This window comes from Pseudomonas vancouverensis (assembly GCF_004348895.1).
Lineage (GTDB): Bacteria > Pseudomonadota > Gammaproteobacteria > Pseudomonadales > Pseudomonadaceae > Aquipseudomonas > Aquipseudomonas vancouverensis.
Genome location: NZ_RRZK01000007.1, coordinates 231,669 through 252,495, shown reverse-complemented (window position 1 = coordinate 252,495; position 20,827 = coordinate 231,669). Strand labels below are relative to the sequence as shown.

Annotated in this window: 26 protein-coding genes; 10 read left to right on the top strand and 16 right to left on the bottom strand. The window is 60.9% G+C overall.

What is annotated here, in order from left to right; genetic code table 11:
* Positions 1-201: 201 nt before the first annotated feature.
* The 4 genes from ftsY (at position 202) to rpoH (ending at position 4,336) form a co-directional block, all read left to right on the top strand.
* Positions 202-1,674, top strand: coding sequence for a signal recognition particle-docking protein FtsY (ftsY, locus tag EIY72_RS05555; protein WP_093229078.1), 1,473 nt, complete (start codon positions 202-204; stop codon positions 1,672-1,674).
* Positions 1,671-2,342: a cell division ATP-binding protein FtsE gene (gene ftsE / locus EIY72_RS05550; protein WP_003229148.1), complete on the top strand. Its 672-nt coding sequence runs from the start codon at positions 1,671-1,673 to the stop codon at positions 2,340-2,342. The genes ftsY and ftsE overlap by 4 nt, the downstream gene beginning before the upstream one ends.
* Positions 2,339-3,361, top strand: coding sequence for a permease-like cell division protein FtsX (gene ftsX / locus EIY72_RS05545; protein WP_093229081.1), 1,023 nt, complete (start codon positions 2,339-2,341; stop codon positions 3,359-3,361). Before ftsE ends, ftsX begins: the two co-directional genes overlap by 4 nt.
* 120 nt (positions 3,362-3,481) lie before the next feature.
* Positions 3,482-4,336: an RNA polymerase sigma factor RpoH gene (rpoH, locus tag EIY72_RS05540; protein WP_007975386.1), complete on the top strand. Its 855-nt coding sequence runs from the start codon at positions 3,482-3,484 to the stop codon at positions 4,334-4,336.
* A 111-nt stretch (positions 4,337-4,447) separates the two neighbouring features.
* On the opposite strand, the gene mtgA is transcribed toward rpoH, so the two are convergent.
* Positions 4,448-5,170, bottom strand: a complete 723-nt coding sequence (mtgA, locus tag EIY72_RS05535; protein WP_093229084.1) for a monofunctional biosynthetic peptidoglycan transglycosylase — start codon at positions 5,168-5,170, stop codon at positions 4,448-4,450.
* Positions 5,171-5,244: 74 nt separating this feature from the next.
* On the opposite strand from mtgA, the gene EIY72_RS05530 reads away from it, so the two are divergent.
* The 4 genes from EIY72_RS05530 to trmB all read left to right on the top strand — a co-directional run bounded on the left by EIY72_RS05530 (position 5,245) and on the right by trmB (position 7,487).
* On the top strand, positions 5,245-5,625 hold the full coding sequence (locus tag EIY72_RS05530) for a DUF423 domain-containing protein (RefSeq protein WP_093229087.1): 381 nt from the start codon (positions 5,245-5,247) through the stop codon (positions 5,623-5,625).
* Between the two features lie 71 nt (positions 5,626-5,696).
* Entirely contained in the window at positions 5,697-5,897 is a 201-nt protein-coding gene (gene thiS / locus EIY72_RS05525; protein ID WP_007953386.1) for a sulfur carrier protein ThiS, read from the top strand.
* 60 nt (positions 5,898-5,957) lie between these two features.
* Entirely contained in the window at positions 5,958-6,752 is a 795-nt protein-coding gene (locus tag EIY72_RS05520; RefSeq protein WP_093229090.1) for a thiazole synthase, read from the top strand.
* Positions 6,753-6,761: 9 nt separating this feature from the next.
* A complete protein-coding gene (trmB, locus tag EIY72_RS05515) occupies positions 6,762-7,487 on the top strand; it encodes a tRNA (guanosine(46)-N7)-methyltransferase TrmB (protein WP_093229094.1) in 726 nt (241 codons plus the stop codon).
* A 117-nt stretch (positions 7,488-7,604) separates the two neighbouring features.
* On the opposite strand, the gene EIY72_RS05510 is transcribed toward trmB, so the two are convergent.
* The 9 genes from EIY72_RS05510 to EIY72_RS05470 form a co-directional block, all read right to left on the bottom strand.
* On the bottom strand, positions 7,605-7,928 hold the full coding sequence (locus EIY72_RS05510) for a DUF3392 domain-containing protein (RefSeq protein WP_007975393.1): 324 nt from the start codon (positions 7,926-7,928) through the stop codon (positions 7,605-7,607).
* Between the two features lie 9 nt (positions 7,929-7,937).
* Positions 7,938-9,143 carry a radical SAM family heme chaperone HemW gene (gene hemW, locus EIY72_RS05505; RefSeq protein ID WP_093229096.1) on the bottom strand — a complete coding sequence of 402 codons (1,206 nt, stop codon included), beginning with the start codon at positions 9,141-9,143 and terminating at the stop codon, positions 7,938-7,940.
* Positions 9,140-9,736, bottom strand: a complete 597-nt coding sequence (gene rdgB, locus EIY72_RS05500; protein ID WP_093229099.1) for an RdgB/HAM1 family non-canonical purine NTP pyrophosphatase — start codon at positions 9,734-9,736, stop codon at positions 9,140-9,142. The genes hemW and rdgB overlap by 4 nt, the downstream gene beginning before the upstream one ends.
* The gene (locus tag EIY72_RS05495) at positions 9,733-10,167 is read right to left on the bottom strand and encodes a DUF4426 domain-containing protein (protein WP_093229101.1); all 435 of its coding nucleotides are present in this window, start codon (positions 10,165-10,167) and stop codon (positions 9,733-9,735) included. The genes rdgB and EIY72_RS05495 overlap by 4 nt, the downstream gene beginning before the upstream one ends.
* Positions 10,168-10,192: 25 nt before the next feature.
* A complete protein-coding gene (gene metW, locus EIY72_RS05490) occupies positions 10,193-10,813 on the bottom strand; it encodes a methionine biosynthesis protein MetW (RefSeq protein WP_093229104.1) in 621 nt (206 codons plus the stop codon).
* A 7-nt stretch (positions 10,814-10,820) separates the two neighbouring features.
* Positions 10,821-11,960 (bottom strand): homoserine O-succinyltransferase MetX, encoded by a 1,140-nt coding sequence (metX, locus tag EIY72_RS05485; RefSeq protein ID WP_093229107.1) that lies wholly within the window; start codon positions 11,958-11,960, stop codon positions 10,821-10,823.
* Positions 11,961-12,156: 196 nt separating this feature from the next.
* Positions 12,157-12,747 carry a YggT family protein gene (locus tag EIY72_RS05480; protein ID WP_093229110.1) on the bottom strand — a complete coding sequence of 197 codons (591 nt, stop codon included), beginning with the start codon at positions 12,745-12,747 and terminating at the stop codon, positions 12,157-12,159.
* Positions 12,748-12,757: 10 nt separating this feature from the next.
* A complete protein-coding gene (gene proC, locus EIY72_RS05475) occupies positions 12,758-13,576 on the bottom strand; it encodes a pyrroline-5-carboxylate reductase (protein WP_093229113.1) in 819 nt (272 codons plus the stop codon).
* A gap of 35 nt (positions 13,577-13,611) precedes the next feature.
* Positions 13,612-14,298 (bottom strand): YggS family pyridoxal phosphate-dependent enzyme, encoded by a 687-nt coding sequence (locus EIY72_RS05470; protein ID WP_093229117.1) that lies wholly within the window; start codon positions 14,296-14,298, stop codon positions 13,612-13,614.
* A 56-nt stretch (positions 14,299-14,354) separates the two neighbouring features.
* Between EIY72_RS05470 and EIY72_RS05465 the strand changes: the two genes are divergently transcribed.
* The gene (locus tag EIY72_RS05465; protein ID WP_093229120.1) at positions 14,355-15,389 is read left to right on the top strand and encodes a type IV pilus twitching motility protein PilT; all 1,035 of its coding nucleotides are present in this window, start codon (positions 14,355-14,357) and stop codon (positions 15,387-15,389) included.
* A 52-nt stretch (positions 15,390-15,441) separates the two neighbouring features.
* On the opposite strand, the gene EIY72_RS05460 is transcribed toward EIY72_RS05465, so the two are convergent.
* Positions 15,442-16,062, bottom strand: a complete 621-nt coding sequence (locus EIY72_RS05460; protein ID WP_093229123.1) for a C40 family peptidase — start codon at positions 16,060-16,062, stop codon at positions 15,442-15,444.
* Between the two features lie 251 nt (positions 16,063-16,313).
* Between EIY72_RS05460 and EIY72_RS05455 the strand changes: the two genes are divergently transcribed.
* Positions 16,314-16,745: an NINE protein gene (locus EIY72_RS05455; RefSeq protein WP_093229126.1), complete on the top strand. Its 432-nt coding sequence runs from the start codon at positions 16,314-16,316 to the stop codon at positions 16,743-16,745.
* A gap of 96 nt (positions 16,746-16,841) precedes the next feature.
* Here EIY72_RS05455 and EIY72_RS05450 read toward each other — a convergent pair whose 3' ends face one another.
* From EIY72_RS05450 to EIY72_RS05430, 5 genes are all read right to left on the bottom strand, one after another.
* A complete protein-coding gene (locus EIY72_RS05450; RefSeq protein WP_093229129.1) occupies positions 16,842-18,113 on the bottom strand; it encodes a dihydroorotase in 1,272 nt (423 codons plus the stop codon).
* Positions 18,110-19,114 (bottom strand): aspartate carbamoyltransferase catalytic subunit, encoded by a 1,005-nt coding sequence (locus EIY72_RS05445; protein WP_093229132.1) that lies wholly within the window; start codon positions 19,112-19,114, stop codon positions 18,110-18,112. Before EIY72_RS05445 ends, EIY72_RS05450 begins: the two co-directional genes overlap by 4 nt.
* Before the next feature lie 28 nt (positions 19,115-19,142).
* The gene (pyrR, locus tag EIY72_RS05440) at positions 19,143-19,646 is read right to left on the bottom strand and encodes a bifunctional pyr operon transcriptional regulator/uracil phosphoribosyltransferase PyrR (protein ID WP_093229135.1); all 504 of its coding nucleotides are present in this window, start codon (positions 19,644-19,646) and stop codon (positions 19,143-19,145) included.
* A 107-nt stretch (positions 19,647-19,753) separates the two neighbouring features.
* Complete coding sequence (gene ruvX, locus EIY72_RS05435; RefSeq protein ID WP_093229138.1) at positions 19,754-20,191, bottom strand: Holliday junction resolvase RuvX; 438 nt, start codon at positions 20,189-20,191, stop codon at positions 19,754-19,756.
* Positions 20,191-20,763, bottom strand: coding sequence for a YqgE/AlgH family protein (locus tag EIY72_RS05430; RefSeq protein ID WP_093229141.1), 573 nt, complete (start codon positions 20,761-20,763; stop codon positions 20,191-20,193). Before EIY72_RS05430 ends, ruvX begins: the two co-directional genes overlap by 1 nt.
* Between the last annotated feature and the right edge of the window lie 64 nt (positions 20,764-20,827).

Sequence of the window (20,827 nt, the reverse complement as noted above, 5' to 3'; positions counted from 1 at the left end):
TTGAGTTTGTCAGCTAAACTCTGCGTTTTCGCCGACGATGCCGTTCCAGTCCATCGTATTAGTCGACCTTTGAGGCGTCTTTGGGCTCCTCGACAAAATGTTGCGCGTGAACAAGCTGGAGCAATTGCAGTCTGTTCTGCATCGAATTTTTATTTGCCGGGGCGCCATTGGCGCGTCGCTACCGTGAGATAGCCGTCCCCCATGTTTGGTTCCAACGACGACAAGAAGACCCCAGCTGCGGCTGGCGAGAAAAAAAGCCTGTTCGGATGGCTGCGCAAAAAGCCGCAGGAACCCGTTGTCGAACAGCCACAACCGATTGCCGAGCCCGCGCCGGCACCTGCTCCTGCTATAGAAGAAACGCCCGCGCCAGTTGTCCTGCCGATTGCCGAGCCAGTTCTGCAGCCTGCCGTCGAGGCTGTAGCCGAGCCAGCTGCTGAGGTGGTGGTCGAAACCCCGCAGGAGGCCCCCGCTGCCAAGCCATGGCTGACCTTGCCGGTGGCAGAAGAGCCGGTAGCGCTGGTCGAAGATGATCTGGCGCCCCATGTGACGCCGCCGATTCCGGCGGTGACGCCCGTTCAGGCGGCGGTGGTCGAGCCGGTTGTTGAGCCCGCACCCGTGATCGAGCAGCCTGTTGCTCCTGTGGTCGTGGCTCCCGTGGCACCCATCGTTCAAGCGCCTGCCCCCGTCCCCGTCGTCACGCCTGTTGACGCGCCCGTCGAACCCGTCCGTATCGAAGAAACCAAAGCTGGTTTCTTCGCCCGCCTCAAGCAGGGCCTGTCCAAGACCAGTGCCAGCATTGGCGAAGGCATGGCCAGCCTGTTCCTGGGCAAGAAGGCCATCGACGACGAGTTGCTCGAAGACCTCGAAACCCGTTTGCTGACCGCAGACGTCGGCGTCGAGGCGACCTCGGTGATCATCCAGCGCCTGACCCAGAAGGTTGCGCGCAAAGAGCTGGCTGACGCTGATGCGCTGTATAAGTCCCTGCAAGCCGAACTGGCGGCGATGCTCAAACCGGTCGAGCAGCCGCTGAAAATCACTTCGCAGAACAAGCCGTTCGTGATTTTGGTGGTTGGCGTCAACGGTGCCGGTAAAACCACCACCATCGGCAAGCTGGCGAAGAAGCTGCAGCTGGAAGGCAAGAAGGTCATGCTGGCTGCGGGTGACACTTTCCGCGCCGCCGCGGTGGAGCAACTGCAGGTCTGGGGCGAGCGCAACAAGATCCCGGTCATCGCCCAGCACACCGGCGCCGACTCGGCCTCGGTGATCTTCGATGCCGTTCAGGCCGCCAAGGCGCGTGGCATCGACGTGTTGATCGCCGACACCGCCGGTCGCCTGCACACCAAAGACAACCTGATGGAAGAGCTGAAAAAGGTGCGCCGGGTTATCGGCAAGCTTGATGCCGACGCGCCGCACGAAGTACTGCTGGTGCTCGACGCGGGCACTGGTCAGAACGCCATCAACCAGGCCAAGCAATTCAACCAGACTGTCGAACTGACGGGCCTGGCATTGACCAAACTCGACGGCACCGCAAAGGGTGGGGTGATTTTCGCCCTGGCCAAGCAGTTCGGCTTGCCGATTCGCTACATCGGTGTCGGCGAGGGCATCGATGATTTGCGTACCTTTGAAGCAGAACCCTTTGTCCAGGCATTGTTTGCCGAGCGGGAGCGTTCATGATTCGTTTCGAACAGGTCGGTAAACGCTACCCGAACGGTCACGTCGGCTTGCATGAGCTGAGCTTTCGAGTCCGTCGTGGCGAGTTTCTGTTTGTCACCGGCCATTCCGGCGCCGGTAAAAGCACATTGTTGCGGTTGCTACTGGCGATGGAGCGCCCGACCAGCGGCAAATTGCTGCTGGCCGGGCAAGACCTGAGCACCATCAGCAACGCGCAGATTCCGTTCCTGCGCCGGCAAATCGGCGTGGTGTTCCAGAATCACCAGTTGCTGTTCGATCGCACGGTGTTCAACAACGTCGCGCTGCCGTTGCAGATCCTCGGCCTGTCCAAGGCCGAGATCGCCAAGCGCGTCGACTCGGCCCTGGAGCGCGTGGCGCTCTCGGACAAGACCGACCTGTACCCGGGTGACCTGTCCACCGGTCAGCAACAGCGCGTCGGCATCGCCCGGGCCATCGTCCATCGTCCGGCCTTGCTGCTGGCGGACGAGCCGACCGGTAACCTCGACCCGCGTCTGGCGGCCGAGATCATGGGTGTGTTCGAAGACATCAACCGCCTGGGTACCAGCGTGCTGATTGCCAGTCACGACCTGGCCCTGATCGCGCGCATGCGCCACCGCATGTTGACCCTGCAACGTGGTCGATTGATCGGCGACGGGGAGGCCGGCGTATGAGTGCTACCCGCAGTCCGAAGGTTTCCGAGCGCGTGGCGCCGAAAGCCGCCGATCCGCAGCCACAGAAGAAAAAACACGACGATGACGACGGGCCGGACTTTGCCACGTTGTTCCGTGCCTGGATCGAAAGTCATCGCGCCAGCCTGGTGGACAGCCTGCGCCGTCTGGGCAAGCAGCCGATCGGCAGTTTTTTCACCTGCATGGTGATGGCGGTCGCATTGAGTTTGCCCATGGGGCTGTCACTTTTGCTAAGTAACGTCGAGCGCCTGGGTGGTTCCTGGCAGCGTGCGGCGCAGATTTCCCTGTACCTGGATCTTGAAGCCAAGCCGGTTGAAGGCGAAGCCTTGCGCGAACAGATCAAGAAGATGCCGGGTGTTGCCGATGCCGAATATGTCGGTCGCGAACAGGCGCTGGAAGAGTTCCAGCAGCAGTCCGGGCTGGGCGAGGCGCTCAAGGAATTGCCGGAGAACCCCTTGCCGGGCGTGGTTCTGGTGACGCCGAACGAAGTCGACAAGCCGGCGCTTGAAGCATTAAGACAAAAACTATCCGAGCTGCCCAAGGTACAACAGGCGCAACTTGATCTAGTCTGGGTCGAGCGTCTGGCAGCCATCCTCAAGCTGGGTGACCGCTTTGTCTTCGGTCTGACCGTGCTTCTGGTTTCTGCATTACTTTTGGTGATAGGCAATACCATTCGTCTTCATATTGAAAACCGCCGCACAGAGATAGAAGTGATTAAACTGGTCGGCGGCACGGACAGCTATGTACGCAGGCCCTTCCTGTATATGGGCGCGTTGTATGGCTTCGGTGCGGGGATTCTGTCTTGGGGCGTGCTCGCGTTTGGCCTGAACTGGCTGAACGACGCCGTGGTAGGGCTGGCAGGTTTGTACGGTAGCGATTTTGCCCTGGCGGGCGTGCCGGTTGCCGACGGTCTGTCTCTCTTGCTTGGCGCGGTGCTGTTGGGGTATATCGGTGCATGGATTGCAGTCGCTCGCCACCTGAGGGAGCTTGCGCCTAAGTAGTATCATTTTGCTCGTATTGACCTTTCAGCAGTTATGGGTTTTAGGGAACTTGTTCTTCGGTTTCCGGTCAATTTTCGCAGTGCTGAACTGCACGAGTTTGTAAGTCGGAGGTTTTTTCGTATGACCAATTCTTTGCAACCTGCATATGCTCTGGTCCCGGGTGCGAACCTGGAGGCCTATGTGCACACCGTCAACAGCATTCCATTGCTGTCGCCGGAGCAGGAGCGTGAACTGGCCGAGAGTCTCTATTATGAGCAGGATCTGGGGGCGGCTCGGCAGATGGTGCTCGCCCACCTGCGTTTTGTCGTACATATCGCCCGTAGCTATTCCGGCTACGGTCTGGCTCAGGCTGACCTGATCCAGGAAGGCAACGTTGGCCTGATGAAGGCCGTGAAACGCTTCAACCCGGAAATGGGTGTGCGCCTGGTCTCTTTTGCCGTGCACTGGATCAAGGCGGAAATCCACGAATTCATCCTGCGCAACTGGCGCATCGTGAAAGTGGCGACCACCAAGGCCCAGCGCAAGCTGTTCTTCAACCTGCGCAGTCAGAAGAAACGCCTGGCCTGGTTGAACAACGAGGAAGTCCATCGCGTGGCGGAAAGCCTGGGCGTTGAGCCGCGGGAAGTGCGCGAGATGGAAAGCCGCCTGACTGGCCATGACATGGCGTTCGATCCGGCTGCCGAAGCGGACGACGACAGTGCATTCCAGTCGCCAGCCAATTACCTGGAAGACCACCGGTATGACCCGGCGCGTCAACTGGAAGATGCCGACTGGAGCGACAACTCCAACCACAACCTGCACGAAGCGCTGGAAGTGCTGGACGACCGCAGTCGTGACATCCTCTACCAGCGCTGGCTGGCAGAAGAAAAAGCCACGCTGCATGACCTGGCGCAGAAGTACAACGTGTCGGCCGAGCGTATTCGCCAGCTTGAGAAAAGCGCGATGAACAAGCTCAAGTTGTCGATCGCTGCATAACCGCACGACAGGCAATAAAAAAACGCCCCGATCATTGATCGGGGCGTTTTTGTTTCTGGTCTCCCACAAAATCAAAGTGGGATTTGTGGTGTCTGGAAGTCTGTGGATTGGCTATTGGGCCCAAGGCGCCCGGCGTGAATCATTGAGTCCCACCAGATAACTGTCACCGCCCAACTGGCTCATCTGCTGGCGAATCCAGCCGGCGCGTCGTGCCACGTAGGAAGTCGGGTGGCTGGCACTCCACACCCGCGGGTTGGGCAGCACAGCCGCCAACAGGCTCGACTGCTGGCGGCTGAGGTTCTTCGCGCTGACGCCAAAGTGATGCCTGGCTGCTGCTTCGGCACCAAACACGCCTTCGTCCCACTCGACGCTATTGAGGTACACCTCAAGGATCCGCTGCTTGGGCCAGAACACTTCGATCAGCCCGGTAAACCAGGCTTCGAGACCTTTGCGCAGATAGCTGCGGCCGGACCACAGGAACAGGTTCTTCGACACTTGCTGGCTCAAGGTGCTGGCGCCCCGAATCGAGCCGCCGCGTTCGTTATGGGCAAACGCCGCCTGGATGGCGCCGAAATCGAAACCCCAATGCTCAGAGAATTTCTGGTCTTCACCGGCAATGACCGCGACTTTCAAATCGTCGGAGATTTCATCCCAGGGCTTCCAGGTGCGCTGCAGGTCAATCGGTTCGCCGTCGACCCAGGATTCGATCTTGCGCTCGACCATCAGCGCCGTACCCGGTGGCGGCACGACGCGAAACAGCAGGACCAGCAATACGCTGGCACCCATGAACCAGAGCACGGCCTTGGTGAATCGACGGAAAAATAAACGCAGCATAGAGATGGCTTGGCCGAACCCGTTGAGCGGGCCATTATACAGACCCTGTTGATCGAGTCTGACTGGAGTTCTTCATGCTGCGTGGCTTTCTGATGCTGGCCGCTTTTTTCGGCTTCACCGGTGTTGGTCTCGGGGCCTTTGCTGCCCACGGCCTAAAAAACCGCCTGACACCTGAATACCTGGCGATTTTTCACACCGGCGTCACCTACCAACTGGTGCACACCCTGGCGTTGCTGGGTGTTGCGCTGCTGGCCACGCAGATTCCCGGGCGTCTGGTGACCTGGGCTGGAGCATCCTTTGCTATCGGCATCCTGCTGTTCTCCGGCAGCCTGTATGTGCTGACCCTGACCGGTATCAGCAAGCTCGGCATCATCACCCCGTTCGGTGGCCTGGCCTTCCTTGCGGGCTGGCTTTGCCTGGGCCTTGCCGCCTGGCGCTTGCCGCTGACCGCCTAACGCTTATTGCTGACCTTTAGGTCACGATCGGGCTAGAATGCCAGCCCCTAAAAATGATGGCGGCATCCGGCATGCGCATTCAGTTGAACGGCGAATCCTTTGAACTGCCCGACGGTGAAACCGTTGCGGCCCTGTTGACCCGTCTGGACCTGACCGGACGCCGGGTCGCGGTCGAACTCAATCTGGATATCGTCCCGCGCAGTCAGCATGCCGATACCACCCTGAACGACGGCGACAATGTCGAAGTGGTGCACGCCATCGGCGGCGGCTAGTCATCGCGATTGTCCTGCCACAGAATTCTGCAAGACCCTCACTCCTACAGAGGATTTCCCATGAGCATCGTTCGTAGCGACAAGCCTTTCGTCCTGGCCGGTCGTACTTACCAGTCGCGTTTGCTGGTCGGCACCGGCAAGTACCGTGACATGGCAGAAACCCGTTCGGCCATCGAAGCCTCGGGTGCCGAGATTGTCACGTTCGCCGTGCGCCGCACCAACCTCGGCCAGATCGAGGGCGAGCCGAACCTGCTCGAAGTCCTGTCGCCGGATCGCTACACCTTCCTGCCGAACACCGCCGGTTGCTACGACGCCATCGAAGCCGTGCGCACCTGCCGCCTGGCCCGTGAGCTGCTCGATGGACACAACCTGGTGAAGCTGGAAGTGCTGGCCGACCAGAAAACCCTGTTCCCCAACGTGATCGAAACCCTCAAGGCTGCGGAAACCCTGGTCAAGGAAGGCTTCGACGTGATGGTCTACACCAGCGATGACCCGATCGTTGCGCGGCAACTGGCGGAAATCGGCTGCATCGCGGTCATGCCGCTGGCCGGTCTGATCGGTTCCGGCCTGGGGATTTGCAACCCGTACAACCTGCAGATCATCCTCGAAGAAGCGAAAATTCCAGTGCTGGTGGATGCCGGTGTCGGTACTGCATCCGATGCCACCATCGCCATGGAGCTGGGTTGCGATGCAGTGCTGATGAACTCGGCCATTGCCCATGCCCAGCAGCCGGTGATGATGGCTGAAGCCATGAAACATGCGATCGTCGCAGGCCGCCTGGCCTACCTCGCCGGCCGCATGCCGAAGAAACTCTATGCCAGCGCCTCTTCGCCGCTGGATGGTCTGATCAAGTAAGAGTTATTGATGACTGAATCGAACGACACGCCTATCCAGACGGAAGAAGGCGACGAGCGCCAACACCGCCGCATCAAGAGTTTCGTGATGCGTGCCGGGCGCATGACCGAAGGCCAGCAGAAAGGTCTGGAGCAGGGCACGCCGCTGTTCGTGCTGCCGCTGGCCGACGCGCCGGTGGACTACGATCAAGTGTTCGGCCGTTCGGCCCCACGCTCGCTGGAAATCGGTTTCGGCATGGGCCATTCGCTGCTGGAAATGGCCGCGGCTGCGCCGGAGCAGGATTTCATTGGTGTCGAAGTTCACCGTCCGGGTGTCGGCGCGCTGCTCAATGGCGTGCTGACCCAGGGTTTGACCAACCTGCGTGTCTACGATTGCGACGCCATCGAAGTGCTCAACCGCTGCGTGGCCGACAACAGCCTCGATCGCCTGATGCTGTTTTTCCCGGATCCATGGCACAAGAGCCGTCATCACAAGCGTCGCATCGTGCAGGCATCGTTCGCCGAACTGGTACGCAGCAAGCTGAAGGTGGGCGGCATTCTGCACATGGCCACCGACTGGGAACCCTATGCCGAGTACATGCTGGAAGTGATGAACGTTGCGCCGGGTTACCGCAACCTCGCTGAAGACGGCAAGTGCGTGCCGCGTCCGGTCGAGCGCCCGATCACCAAGTTCGAACGCCGTGGCGAACGTCTTGGGCATGGCGTGTGGGATTTGAAGTTCGAAAAACTGGCGTAAAAACTGTGGGAGCGAGCCTGCTCGCGATGGCGGCATGACAGACAACAGAGATGTTGAATGTGATGGCCTCATCGCGAGCAAGCTCGCTCCCACAGTTGTTTTAAGGTGTTGCTGAAATCAGCGGCGATCGGCGACCACGCCAATCAATACCAGCACCACCAACAACACCGGCGCCAGGCTGTAGTTGTTGAATTGGCTCAAGCCGCGCACCACCCAAGGCGTCGCGTAGATCAGCGCAGCGCCGCTGCCGATCATGCACAGCAGGGCCATCAACGGCACGCGCAAGGCGCCGGCGATGCTGCCCAGGCGTTGTTCGACCCAGCCTTTGAAATCCGCCCCGAACAACACCAGCAGGCACCCCACCAGGGCTAGGGCGATTTCCGAGAGGTTGCTGCGGCTCCAGCGGGACACCGTGGCGAGCAGGTCGAGTACCAAATCCATTCGATTTCCTTATGTCAAAAATGTCTGCAGCAAGTCGTTGAGAAACAGTTGTCCGCGCTCGGTGGCCGCCAGACGTGACGGTTCGACCTGCAACAAGCCGCTTTGTTCGGCCTCGTGGCGACCTTCAGCCAGGCTTTCCAGGCTCATCCCGGTACGCTCCGGATACAGGCGCGACTCAACCCCCTCGGTCAGCCGCAAGGCGTTCATCAGGAACTCAAACGGCATCTCGTCATTGCTCAACGCTTTCTCGCCGGCCTTGAAGCTTTTCGCCGGGTTGAGGTAATCCTTTGGCAGGCGCGTCTTCCAGGTGCGGACAATGCGACCGTCCGGATGGCTGAGCTTGCCATGGGCGCCGGCACCGATACCGATGAAGTCGCCGAAACTCCAGTAATTGAGGTTATGCCGTGCCGGGCGACCCGGTTGTGCATAAGCCGAGACTTCGTACTGGGCGTAACCATGCTCGGCCAACAATGCTTGCCCGGCCTCCTGAATGTCCCACAGGGTGTCGTCTTCCGGCAGCGTCGGCGGCTGGTTCCAGAATACCGTGTTCGGCTCCAGCGTCAGCTGATACCACGAGATGTGTGTCGGTTTCAGGGCAATGGCCTGGCGCAGGTCGCTCAAGGCGTCGTCCAGGGACTGATTGGGCAGGCCGTGCATCAGGTCCAGGTTGAAGTTGTCGAACCCGGCCTGGCGAGCCATGCCGGCAGCACGCACGGCTTCATCGCCGTTGTGAATTCGACCCAGTGCCTCAAGTTTTTCCTGCTGAAAGCTCTGGATGCCGATCGACAGCCGATTGATGCCCAGCGCCCGGTAGGCAATGAACTTCTCCTGCTCGAACGTGCCGGGGTTGGCTTCCAGGGTAATTTCGATGTCGGAGGCAAACGGGATGCGCTGTTGCACCCCTTCAAGCAAGCGGCCCAAGGCCTGAGCGCTGAACAGGCTCGGCGTGCCGCCACCGAAGAAAATCGAGCTCAACTCCCGGCCATGCACCGCGTGCAGGTCCTGGTCGAGATCGGCGAGCAAGGCGTCGACGTACTCTTCTTCAGGCAGCACGGGGCTGGCGGTGTGGGAGTTGAAGTCGCAATAGGGGCATTTGCGCACACACCACGGAATGTGGATGTACAGCGCCAGGGGCGGCAAGACAGGCAGCACCGCCCGAGGCGATTGTGCGCCACCGCCGACAATCAGCGGCGACGCGGAGGCGTCATGGGTCATTTCAAACCCAGACGCAGGCGCAGCAGATCCATTGCACGGGCGCGGTGGCTGATCTGGTTTTTGTCCGCTGGCGACAGCTCGGCGCTGGAGCAATCGCGCTCCGGTACCCAGAACAGCGGATCGTAGCCGAAACCGTGTTCACCGCTGGCCGCGGTCAGGATGCGCCCGTGCCACAGGCCTTCGCAGAGGATCGGCAGTGGATCGTCGGCGTGACGCACCAGTGCCAGGACGCAGACAAACTGCGCGCCGCGCTCTGCTTCAGGCACGTCCTTGAGGGCGTCGAGCAATTTGGCGTTGTTCGCCGCATCGCCCTTGCCGTCGGCATAACGCGCCGAGTAGATGCCCGGCGCGCCGCCGAGGAAATCAACGGCCAGACCGGAATCGTCGGCCAGCGCCGGCAGGCCGGAAATGCGCGCGGCATTACGGGCCTTGAGAATGGCGTTTTCGACGAACGACAGGCCGGTTTCTTCAGGCTCGACGCTGCTGAACTCACCGATCGAGCGCAATTGCACCGATTGGCCGAGCATGGCCTGGAGTTCCTTGAGTTTGCCGGCGTTATGGCTGGCCAGTACGAGTTGGTTGAAGTTCATCATTCGCCGGGGAAAAGCTCTTGGTTGAAATTGATGGTGTTGATCTTGTCACCGTTCTGCACCTTGATCTCGAAGGTACGGGTTTCCTGCTGCTCCACCGGGTACTGGGCGATGTAGTAAACCGCGCCCTGCTCGGTGATCTGACGGAAATTCAGCGCCACGCTCTGGCTGGTCAGGTCCTTGACGGTGCCGGTGACATTGGCGATCAACGGCTTGCCGTCCTTGATCACCGAGACATTGATCACGCCCTGGTTTTTGCTGCGGATCAGTTCGGCGGACTTGGCAATGTCCGGTGTCAGGTAGGTGGAGTTGAAGGTGTTGTAGTGCACCGTTACGTCGCCGAAGCTTTCCTGGCGTTCGCCCTTGATGGCGTCAGCGGCCATGGCCGTGACGCTCAGGCAGGCAGTGAGTAAAAACAGTGCTAGACGACCCATGATCGTTCTCCTCGCAATTGGTGTTTCAGATCGCAACCTTGTGATCTGTCAGGCCCGGGCTGCTGACCCGGTAAATGCCGATCTCACCTAACAGATTAGGCCAAAGCTTACTGGCCCACCCGTGTCGGTGCTGTTGATCCACGGCCAGCCGATCAATGACCTTCGCCTCACGTTCGCGACACAAGGCCTCAAAGTCGGCGAAGGTGCAGAAGTGAATGTTCGGCGTGTTGTACCAGGTGTACGGCAGGAACTCGGAAACCGGCATCCGGCCCTTGCTCGCCAGGTACCAGCGGCAGCGCCAGTGACCGAAATTGGGGAAAGTGATGATGCACTGGCGACCGACCCGCAGCATTTCATCGAGGATCTTGTCCGGGTAGTGCACTGCTTGCAGGGCCTGGGTCATGACCACGATGTCGAAGCTATTGCTGGCAAAGTTGCCCAGGCCCTTGTCCAGGTCCTGCTCGATGACGTTGATGCCCTTGGCCACGCACTCGGCAATGTTGTCGGCGTCGTTTTCCAGGCCGTAGCCGGTGACTTGCTTGTTGTCGCGCAGCCAGGTCAGCAGCTCGCCATCACCGCAGCCGAGGTCGAGCACGCGGCTGCCGGCGGGGATCCATTCCTGGATGATTTCCAGATCAGCTCTCATGGCTTTCTCACAACGTAATGCGGTTCATGTAGTTGCCGAACGCCTGCAGGTAACGCGGGATCGGGATCAGGAAGGCGTCGTGGCCTTGCGGCGCATCGATCTCCAGGTAGCAGACGTCCTTGCGGGCTGCCATCAAGGCGTCCACCAGCTCACGTGAGCGGGCAGGGGAGAAGCGCCAGTCGGTGGTGAACGACATCACGCAGAACCTGGCTTGCGCACCTTCGAAGGTTTTCGCCAGGTTATCGTCGAAGTTCGCCGCCGGATCGAAGTAGTCCAGCGCCTTGGTCATCAACAGGTAGGTGTTGGCATCGAAGCGCCCGGAGAACTCTTCGCCCTGATAACGCAGGTAGCTTTCGACCTGGAACTCGACGCTGTGGAAGTCGTAGTTGAGCTTCTCGCTCTTGAGGCCGCGGCCGAATTTCTCACCCATGGAATCGTCGGACAGGTAGGTGATGTGCCCGACCATCCGCGCCAGCATCAACCCGCGCTTGGGGATCACGCCTTGTTCCTGGAAGGAACCGCCGTGGAATTCCGGGTCGGTGAGGATCGCCTGGCGCGCCACTTCGTTGAAGGCAATGTTCTGCGCCGACAGTTTCGGCGCGGAGGCGATGGCCACACAGTGACGGATGCGCTCAGGGTAGGTGATGCTCCATTGCATCGCCTGCATGCCGCCGAGGCTGCCACCGATCACGGCGGCAAACTGGCGGATACCGAGCAGGTCAGCCAGGCGCGCCTGACTGTGCACCCAGTCTTCCACGGTCAACACCGGGAAGTCGGCGCCGAATGGTTTGCCGGTGTCCGGATTGATGCTGCTCGGACCTGTGGAACCGTTGCAGCCGCCGAGGTTGTTCAGGCTGACCACGAAGAACTTGTTGGTATCGATGGGTTTGCCGGGGCCGATACAGCTGTCCCACCAACCGGGTTTGCGGTCGTCGGGGCTGTGGTAGCCGGCAGCATGGTGGTGACCGGACAAGGCATGGCAGATCAGCACGGCGTTGCTCGCCGTGGCATTGAGCGTGCCGTAGGTTTCGTAGATCAGGTCATAGGCCGGGAGCGAGCGTCCACAGGCCAGGGCCAGGGGTTCGCTGAAGTGCGCCACCTGCGGCGTCACCAGACCAACAGAATCGGGGGGAAAGGCAGCTGGCATCGACCCTGCTCTCGTTGAAATGAGGCGTAAGTCTAAAGACCGGTGGGGTTAGCGGCAAGCAAAGGCCGGGCTTGATTTCATTCCTTTAAAACCAGGTGTTGCATTCGCGAGCGGGCTGCTCCCACAAGGTACGCACAACCTTGTGGGAGCGAGCTTGCTCGCGAAGAACGATAACGCGATCAGCCTGCCAGCCGAATCAGATCAGCGTACGCAGAATCTCCGGCATCAGGGTCATGGCGGCCAGGTTGTTGATCACCAGCATGTCGATCAGCTTGAGCACCATGAACGCCAGGATCGGCGAGATGTCCAGGCCACCCAGGTTCGGCAGGATCTTGCGGAACGGCGCCAGGGCCGGTTCGCAGATGTCGTTGACCAGTTCCGCGCCCGGGTTGTGGCTGCCCGGTGCAACCCAGGACAGGATCACGCTGATGATCAGGGCGAAGAAGAAGATCTTCAGGAACAGCGCGGTCACGCCGATGATCGACCAGATCAGCAGTTGCAGGAAGTTGCCGGTGGTGCCGTAGGTCAGCATCAGGGTCAGGGCCATCAGCGCCAGTTGCACGAGGATCGCCAGCACCAGCGAAGACATGTCCAGGCCGAACATGCTCGGGATGATCCGGCGCAGCGGCTTGAGCAGTGGCTGAGTGGCCTTCACGGCGAACTGGCAGAGCGGGTTGTAGAAGTTCGCCCGCACCAGTTGCAACACGAAGCGCAGCAGCACGATCAGCAGGTACAGGCTGCCGAGGGTTTGCAGCACGTAAACCGCTGCGGTGTTCAATCCAATCATGAAGAGCTCCTTATTGACCCAGTTGTTCGGCCATTTCGGCCGAGCGATGCGCCGCAGCGCCGAGTGCTTTTTCGACCAGGGCTTCGAAGCCGTTGGCCTGGAACGACTTGATGGCCGCTTCCGTCGTGCCCGCAGGCGAAGTCACACGGCGACGCAGTTCAGCGGCGTCGACATCGCTGGACACAGCCATATGTGCGGCCCCCAGCGCGGTTTGCAAGGTCAGTTGTGCGGCAATGTCCGCCGGCAGGCCGAGTTTGACGCCGGCGGCGGTCATGGCTTCGATCAGCAGGAAGAAGTACGCCGGGCCGCTACCGGAAACGGCAGTCACGGCGTCCAGTTGCTGCTCTTCATTCAGCCACAGAGCGAGACCGACAGCAGACAGCAGCTCCTGGGCTTGCTGGCGTTGCTCGGCGGTAACCTGCGCGGTGGCGAACAGGCCGCTGACACCCTGACGCAACAGCGCCGGGGTGTTGGGCATGCAGCGCACGATGGGCTGAGCGCCGAGCCAGTTGTTCATGCTGGCACAGGTGATGCCCGCTGCAATCGACACCACCAGCTGGTTCGGTTTGAGGCTCGGGCGAATGGCTTCGCACACGGCTTTCATTGCCTGGGGTTTGACCGCCAGCACGACCACGTCGGCGCCGTCGATGGCCTGGGCGTTGTCGGCGAAGGTCTCGATGCCGTGTTCGGCACTCACGCGGGCGCGGGTTTCGTCACCCGGATCGCTGGCGCGGATCTGTGCAGCTTCCAGACCCTTGGCCCGCAGGCCACCGATCAGGCTGGCGGCCATGTTGCCGGCACCGATAAAGGCAATACGCGTCTTGCTCATGTCAGGTCCTTATAGGGAAGTGTGTAAGCCCTGGTTCAAGGCTGTGAATAGTCGCGGGCGCCAAACAGGGCCGTACCAATGCGGACCCAAGTGGCGCCTTGGGCGATGGCGGACTCGAGGTCGTGGCTCATGCCCATGGAAAGTGTGTCGAGCGGCAGGTCGAGGCTGGCTTGAAGGCGCTGCACGGCAGCAAAGGCGGCGTCCTGGGCAGCGCGGTCTTCGGTTGGCTCAGGAATGGCCATCAGCCCGCGCAACTTCAGGTTGGGCAGAGTGCTGATGGCATTGGCCAGGGCTGGCAGGTCGGCCGGGGTGCAGCCGGATTTGCTGGCTTCGCCACTGACGTTGACCTGAATGCAGATGTTCAACGGCGACAGGTCGGCAGGGCGCTGCTCGGACAGGCGTTGAGCGATTTTCAGGCGATCCACGGAATGCACCCAGTCGAAATGCTCGGCGATGGCGCGAGTCTTGTTCGATTGAATGGGGCCGATGAAGTGCCAGGTCAAGGGCAGGTCGGCGAGTTCAAGCTGCTTGCCCAAGGCTTCCTGCAGGTAGTTTTCGCCAAAGTCACGCAGGCCGGCGGCATAGGCTTCACGCAGGGCTTGTGCGGGTTTGGTCTTGCTCACGGCCAGCAGGTTCACGCTGTTTTCGGCGCGGTTGGCGGCAAGTGTTGCGGCATGTATGCGCGAACTAACCTGGGCAATGTTGTCTGCTAAGTTGGACATCAAGGGTCGCCAGCGGTCTGAAGGTTCGCGGCATTCTACTGGAATTGAGAGGCGCTATGGATATCACTGAACTGCTGACCTTCAGCGTCCGCCAAGGCGCGTCGGACCTGCACCTGTCGGCAGGTATGCCACCGATGATCCGGATGGATGGCGAAATGCAACGCACCGAATGGCCTGCTCTGGATCATGCGCAGGTGCAGGCATTGATCCACGAGACCATGAATGACACCGAGCGTGCGGACTTCGAGAAACACCTGGAAACCGATTTTTCCTTTGAGGTTTCCGGGGTCGCGCGTTTTCGGGTCAATGCGTTCAATCACAACCGCGGGGCCGGGGCGGTGTTTCGGACCATTCCCTCGATTGTGCCGGGCATGGACGAACTGGGCATGGGCGAGGTGTTCCGCAAAATCACCGAGGCGCCGCGGGGGCTGGTGCTGGTAACCGGACCCACCGGTTGCGGCAAGTCCACCACATTGGCGGCGATGATCGACCATCTCAATACCCACCGTTCACAGCACATCCTCACCATCGAGGACCCGATCGAGTTCGTCCACGAATCACGCCAATGCCTGATCAATCAACGTGAAGTTCATCGCGATAGCCGCAGTTTCGCCTCGGCCCTGCGTTCGGCGCTGCGCGAAGATCCGGACGTGATCCTGGTCGGTGAACTGCGGGATCTGGAAACCATTCGCCTGGCCCTGACGGCTGCTGAAACCGGCCACCTGGTGTTTGGCACGCTGCACACTACGTCGGCAGCGAAGACCATCGACCGCGTGGTGGATGTATTCCCGGGGGACGAGAAGTCGATGGTGCGCTCGATGCTCTCCGAATCACTGCTCGCGGTGGTGTCGCAGACGTTGGTCAAGAAGCTTGGCGGCGGACGGGTTGCCGCCCATGAAATCATGCTGGGGACGCCGGCGATCCGTAATCTGATCCGCGAGGACAAGGTGGCGCAGATGTACTCGGCGATTCAAACGGGCGGGGCGCTGGGGATGCAGACGCTGGACATGAGCTTGAAGGGGTTGGTGAACAGGGGGCTGGTCAGTCGGGAGCATGCGCGGGAGAAGGCGCGATCGCCGGAGGGGATTTGAAGGCGGGCGTTACTTACAAAGCAAAATCCCGGGAAAACCCGGGATTTCAAAATCAGCGCTGAACCACTCGCATCTGATGCGGCTCTTTCGGCAGAACCCGCTTGGCAACCACGTAGTGGCTTTCCCAGTACGGTTTCTTCAAGGTGTCGATGGTCACCGACTTGCCACGGCGAGGTGCGTGGATAAAGCGGTCGTTGCCCAGGTAGATGGCAACATGGTTGACCCGGCGGCTCTTGATGTTGAAGAAAATCAGGTCGCCCGGCTTCAGGTCGCCGCGGTCTACTTTCTGTCCATGGCCGCTGGCCATTTCGTTGGACGTACGTGGCAAGTCGAAAGTGGCGTCGTTGAACGCGTATTTCACCAGACCGCTGCAATCGAAGCCTTTACTTGGGCTGCTGCCGCCCCAACGATAAGGTGTACCGAGCACATTCACGGCACGGCTCAGCACATTGCTGCTTTCCTTGCTCGCCATTGGCGGTACCAAGCCGCTTTTATTGCTGGCCAGGGTTGGAGCGTGTTTGGCGTTTTTCTTGTTTTTGCTCGAAGGAGCAGAAACATGGGATTTTGGGGTGTAACCATTAACGTTAGGAAGACGTTGCTCACGATTGGTGGCGTGGGCGGCCAGTGGCATCAAAAGGCAAATGGTTAGCCATGTCTTGAAAAATGAACGCATTAGGCAAGGCTCTTAATGGGATAGCGCGCAACTTTATAACAGCTTTTTTGTCCCTTCCGAGGCCGTTGGTCGATTCAACCTGGGGCCCAACGGCGGCAAAGAAGCGGCAATTTGGCGCAATTGTCGGACAGAAGTCAGGTGCTATAAGGGTTTGACGGGAGTGAAGGTAGCATTTGCCATACGTCGGCTGCCTGTAAAAAAGTCACAAAGAATTCAAGAATATTTATCTATCGTGTGAAACGAGGCTATCAATGAACCCCTATCAACAACCTGTCCCACATCAAGACACCCACAGTAAAGTGATCGGTTATCTGCTGTGGATTTTCGGTTTTACCGGGGCTCACCGCTTCTATTACGGCAAGCCGGTGACCGGGACGATCTGGTTTTTCACCTTCGGTTTGCTGGGAATTGGCTGGTTGATCGACCTGTTCCTGATCCCGGCGATGGATCGCGAGGCCGACTATCGATTTGCCGCAGGGCCTATCGAATACAACGTGGCGTGGATTCTGCTGACCTTTCTCGGCGTGTTCGGAGTGCACCGGATGTATCAGGGGAAATGGATCAGCGGCTTGCTGTACCTGCTGACCGGCGGGCTGTTCTTTATTGGTGTGCTGTACGACTTTTGGACCCTGAATGACCAAGTGTCGCTGCGCAACTCGCAGAATCGCGGGACCTTTCAATAAATTGTGGCGAGGGAGCTTGCTCCCGCTGGATCGCGAAGCGATCCCAAAACAGGTCTGCTGCGCAGCCCAGCGGGAGCAAGCTCGCTCGCCACAGTCTTAAGCCTGGTGACTGATCCGCCCATCCACCAGGGTGTAACGCACCACACCTGGCAAGCTGTGGCCAATGAACGGGCAGTTCTCGCCCTTGGACAGCCAGGTTTCACCGGCGACAGTCGAAGCGGCCGGGTCGAACAGCACGATGTCTGCAGCACCACCCACCGCCAGTTTCCCCGCCGGCAGGCGCAGGGCCTCGGCCGGGCCCGTGCCCAAACGGGCCAGCAGCGTCGGCAGATCCAGCAGTCCATCTTCCACCAGCGTCATCGCCAATGGCAGCAACAGCTCAACACTGCTGATGCCCGGCTCGGTCGCGCCGAAGGGGGCCAGTTTGGCGTCGCGCTCGTGCGGCTGGTGATGGCTGGAAATCGCCGAGATAACCCCCGACTTCACCGCAGCCCGCAGGCCTTCACGATCGGCGCTGGTGCGCAGCGGTGGCTGGACGTGGTACAGGCTGCTGAAGCCGATCAGGGCTTCGTCGGTCAGGATCAACTGATACAGGGCGACATCGGCAGTGACCTTCAAGCCTCGGGCCTGGGCCTGGGCGATCAATTCCACGCCGCGTGCGCTGGTGAGCTGGCTGAAGTGCGCGCGCACGCCGCTTTGCTCGACCAGCAGCAGATCCCGGGCCAGGGCCACGGTCTCGGCGGACTCAGGGATGCCCGGCAAGCCGAGGAAGCTCGCGGTCGCGCCTTCGTGGGCGAGGCCACCTTCGGCGAGGTCGTGATCCTGGGAGTTGAACACCACGGTCAGATCGAAGGTCGCCGCGTATTCCAGCGCCCGGCACAGGGTGCGGGTGTTGCGGAAACTGTCCAGGCCGTTGCCGAAGGCCACGCAACCGGCATCGCGCAGGGCAACCAGCTCTGCCAGTTGTTCGCCGTCCAGGCCTTTGCTCAGGGCGCCAATCGGGAAAACCTTGGTGTTGCCGGCCTCACGGGCGCGGTCGAGGATCAGTTCGGCGACCGCCGAGGTGTCCAGCACCGGTTTGGTCTTCGGTGGGCAGCACAGGCTAGTGACGCCGCCTGCTGCTGCGGCGCGGGTTTCGCTGACAATCGAACCTTTGCGGCTGTAGCCCGGTTCGCGCAGGGCAACGTTCAGGTCGACCAGGCCCGGTGCGGCCACCAGGCCCTTGGCGTCGATGCTGTCTGCGGCAACGAAGCCGGCAGGGGCTGCACCGAACGCGACGATCTTGCAGGCTTCAATGTGGATATCGGTGACTTGATCCAGGCCACTGCTTGGATCGATGACGCGTGCGCCGAGAATGCTGAGCTTCACTGCACGTTCTCCTGCTCGAATTGACGCTGCGCGGTCTGCCCGCTCATGGCCATGGACAGCACGGCCATACGAATGGCGATCCCGTAGGTCACCTGATTGAGAATGACCGAGTGCGGGCCATCGGCCACCGCCGATTCGATCTCCACGCCACGGTTGATCGGCCCCGGGTGCATGACGATGCAGTCCGGCTTGGCCCCGGCCAGGCGCGCGGTGGTCAGGCCGAACAGGCGGTAGAACTCACCTTCGCTCGGCAACAGGCCGCCGGTCATGCGCTCACGTTGCAGGCGCAGCATGATCACCACGTCGACGTCCTTCAGGCCTTCGGCCATGTCGGTGTAAACCTTCACGCCGTACTGCTCGATGCCGATCGGCAGCAGGGTTTTCGGCGCGATCACGCGGATGTCCGGGCAGCCGAGGGTTTTCAGCGCGAGCATGTTCGAGCGTGCGACCCGCGAATGCAGGATGTCGCCGACGATGGCCACCGAGAGGTTTTCGAAGCCGCCCTTGTGCCGGCGAATGGTCAGCATGTCGAGCATGCCCTGGGTCGGGTGCGCGTGACGGCCGTCACCACCGTTGATGATCGCCACTTGCGGGCACACGTGTTCGGCGATGAAGTGCGCCGCACCGGAGTCGCCGTGGCGCACGACGAACATGTCGGCGGCCATCGCTTCCAGATTGCGCAGGGTGTCGAGCAGGGTTTCGCCCTTGCTTGCCGAGGAGGTCGACACGTTGAGGGTGATCACGTCCGCCGACAGCCGCTGGGCGGCCAGTTCGAAGGTGGTGCGGGTGCGGGTCGAGTTCTCGAAGAACACGTTGCACACGGTCTTGCCGCGCAGCAACGGGACCTTCTTCACTGCCCGGGCGCCGACTTCAAGGAAGGAGTCGGCGGTGTCGAGGATTTCCGTCAGCAACTCGCGGCGCAGGCCGTCGAGCGAGAGGAAGTGGCGCAGCTGACCCTGATCATTGAGCTGCAGCGGGCGCTTGGTGTCTGGAGGCGTCATCGCAAGGGGGACTCTCAATAGGGCGAAATTAAAGGGCGAGGTCTTGCAGTTCGAGCTCGAGCTCGGGGCCGGACAGCTTCACGCGTTCGTGAGCCGCCAGCGACAGGGTGGCGCCGACCACGTTGGGGCGGATCGGCAGTTCGCCGGCGTCCAGGTCCAGCATGCACACCAGTGTCACGCTGGCCGGGCGGCCGTAGTCGAACAGTTCGTTCATGGCGGCACGGATGGTGCGGCCACTCATCAGCACGTCGTCGATCAGCACCAGGTGCTGGCCTTCGATCTCGAATGGCAGCGCCGAGGGGCGCACTTGCGGGTGCAGGCCGTTCTGGCTGAAATCATCGCGGTAGAAGGACACGTCCAGGGTGCCGAGAGGCTCTTCGCTGCCCAGTTCCTTGAGCAGGGCCTGGGCGACCCAGACGCCGCCGGTACGGATGCCGATGTAACGTGGGTCGGTGATACCACGGTGTTGCAGATGGGCCTTCAGGCGCGTGGCCATCTGGCTGATCAGTTCGGCAGGATTGGGCAGGCTCATGGTTGCTCCTTCTTGGGCCCGAGCCGGGTTGCAGGGCAGCTCGGGTTGTAGCTAAGAGAGACGCTTGGCGGCTCTTCAGGATCAGGTGCTGTCAGGATCAGGGGCAGTCAGGACTCGAACAGGGCGCTGTTTTCGTCGAGCCAGCCTTGTAGCAGCAGGGCGGCGGCAATGGCATCGACCGGGTTGTCGCGGTAACTGCCTTTCTGGCCGCCCCGGGCCAGGCGTTCACCTTTGGCCTCGAAGGTGGTCAGACGTTCGTCGTGGGTATAAAAGGGCAGGTTGAAGCGACCGTTCAGGCGTCGGGCAAATTTTTCCGCGCGGGCGCACATGTCGCTGGGGGTGCCGTCCATGTTCAGCGGCAACCCGACCACCACTGCGTCGGGCTTCCATTCCTTGATGAGGGCTTCGACCTGGTCCCAGTCGGGAATGCCGTTCTGTGCTTTCAGGGTGCACAGCTCGCGCGCCTGGCCGGTGATCACCTGGCCGACAGCGACGCCGATCTGTTTGGTGCCGTAGTCGAATCCGAGAATCAGGCGCAGGGCCATCAGGCGTGCCCCGCCTGGCTGGTGAGCAGACTGAGGTTGACGCCCAGGTGCTTGGCTGCCGCTTCAAGGCGTAGCTCGCTGCTGGTGTTGAACAGAATGTCGGCGTCGTACGGGCAGGTCAGCCAGGCGTTGTCTGCCAGTTCGGCTTCCAGTTGCCCGGCTTCCCAGCCGGCGTAGCCGAGGGCGATCAGGCTTTTTGCCGGGCCGAGGCCGTCGGCAATGGCGAACAGTACGTCCTGGGAGGTCGACAGCGACAGGTCGCCTTCCAGATCAACGGTCGCCTGAAATTTTTGCCCCGACGGGTGCAGGACGAAGCCGCGATCGGTCTGCACCGGGCCGCCGATGAAAATCGGTACGTGCTGGCAGAGCGCTGGCGGTTCGATTTCCGGGCGCAGTTGTTCGAGGATATCGGCCAGATTCAACTCTTGCGGGCGGTTGACTACCAGCCCCATGGCCCCATTGGCCGTGTGCTCGACGATGTAGGTCAAGGTGTGCGCAAAGTTCGGGTCGGCCATGTGTGGCATGGCGATCAGGAATTGATGCTTGAGGTAGCTGGGGCTGACGTTTTTCATGTGCGCTAGTGTGGCGTTCGAGGGGCGAACTGACAAGCTGGGGATGCCGCAATTTGGCAGTCGA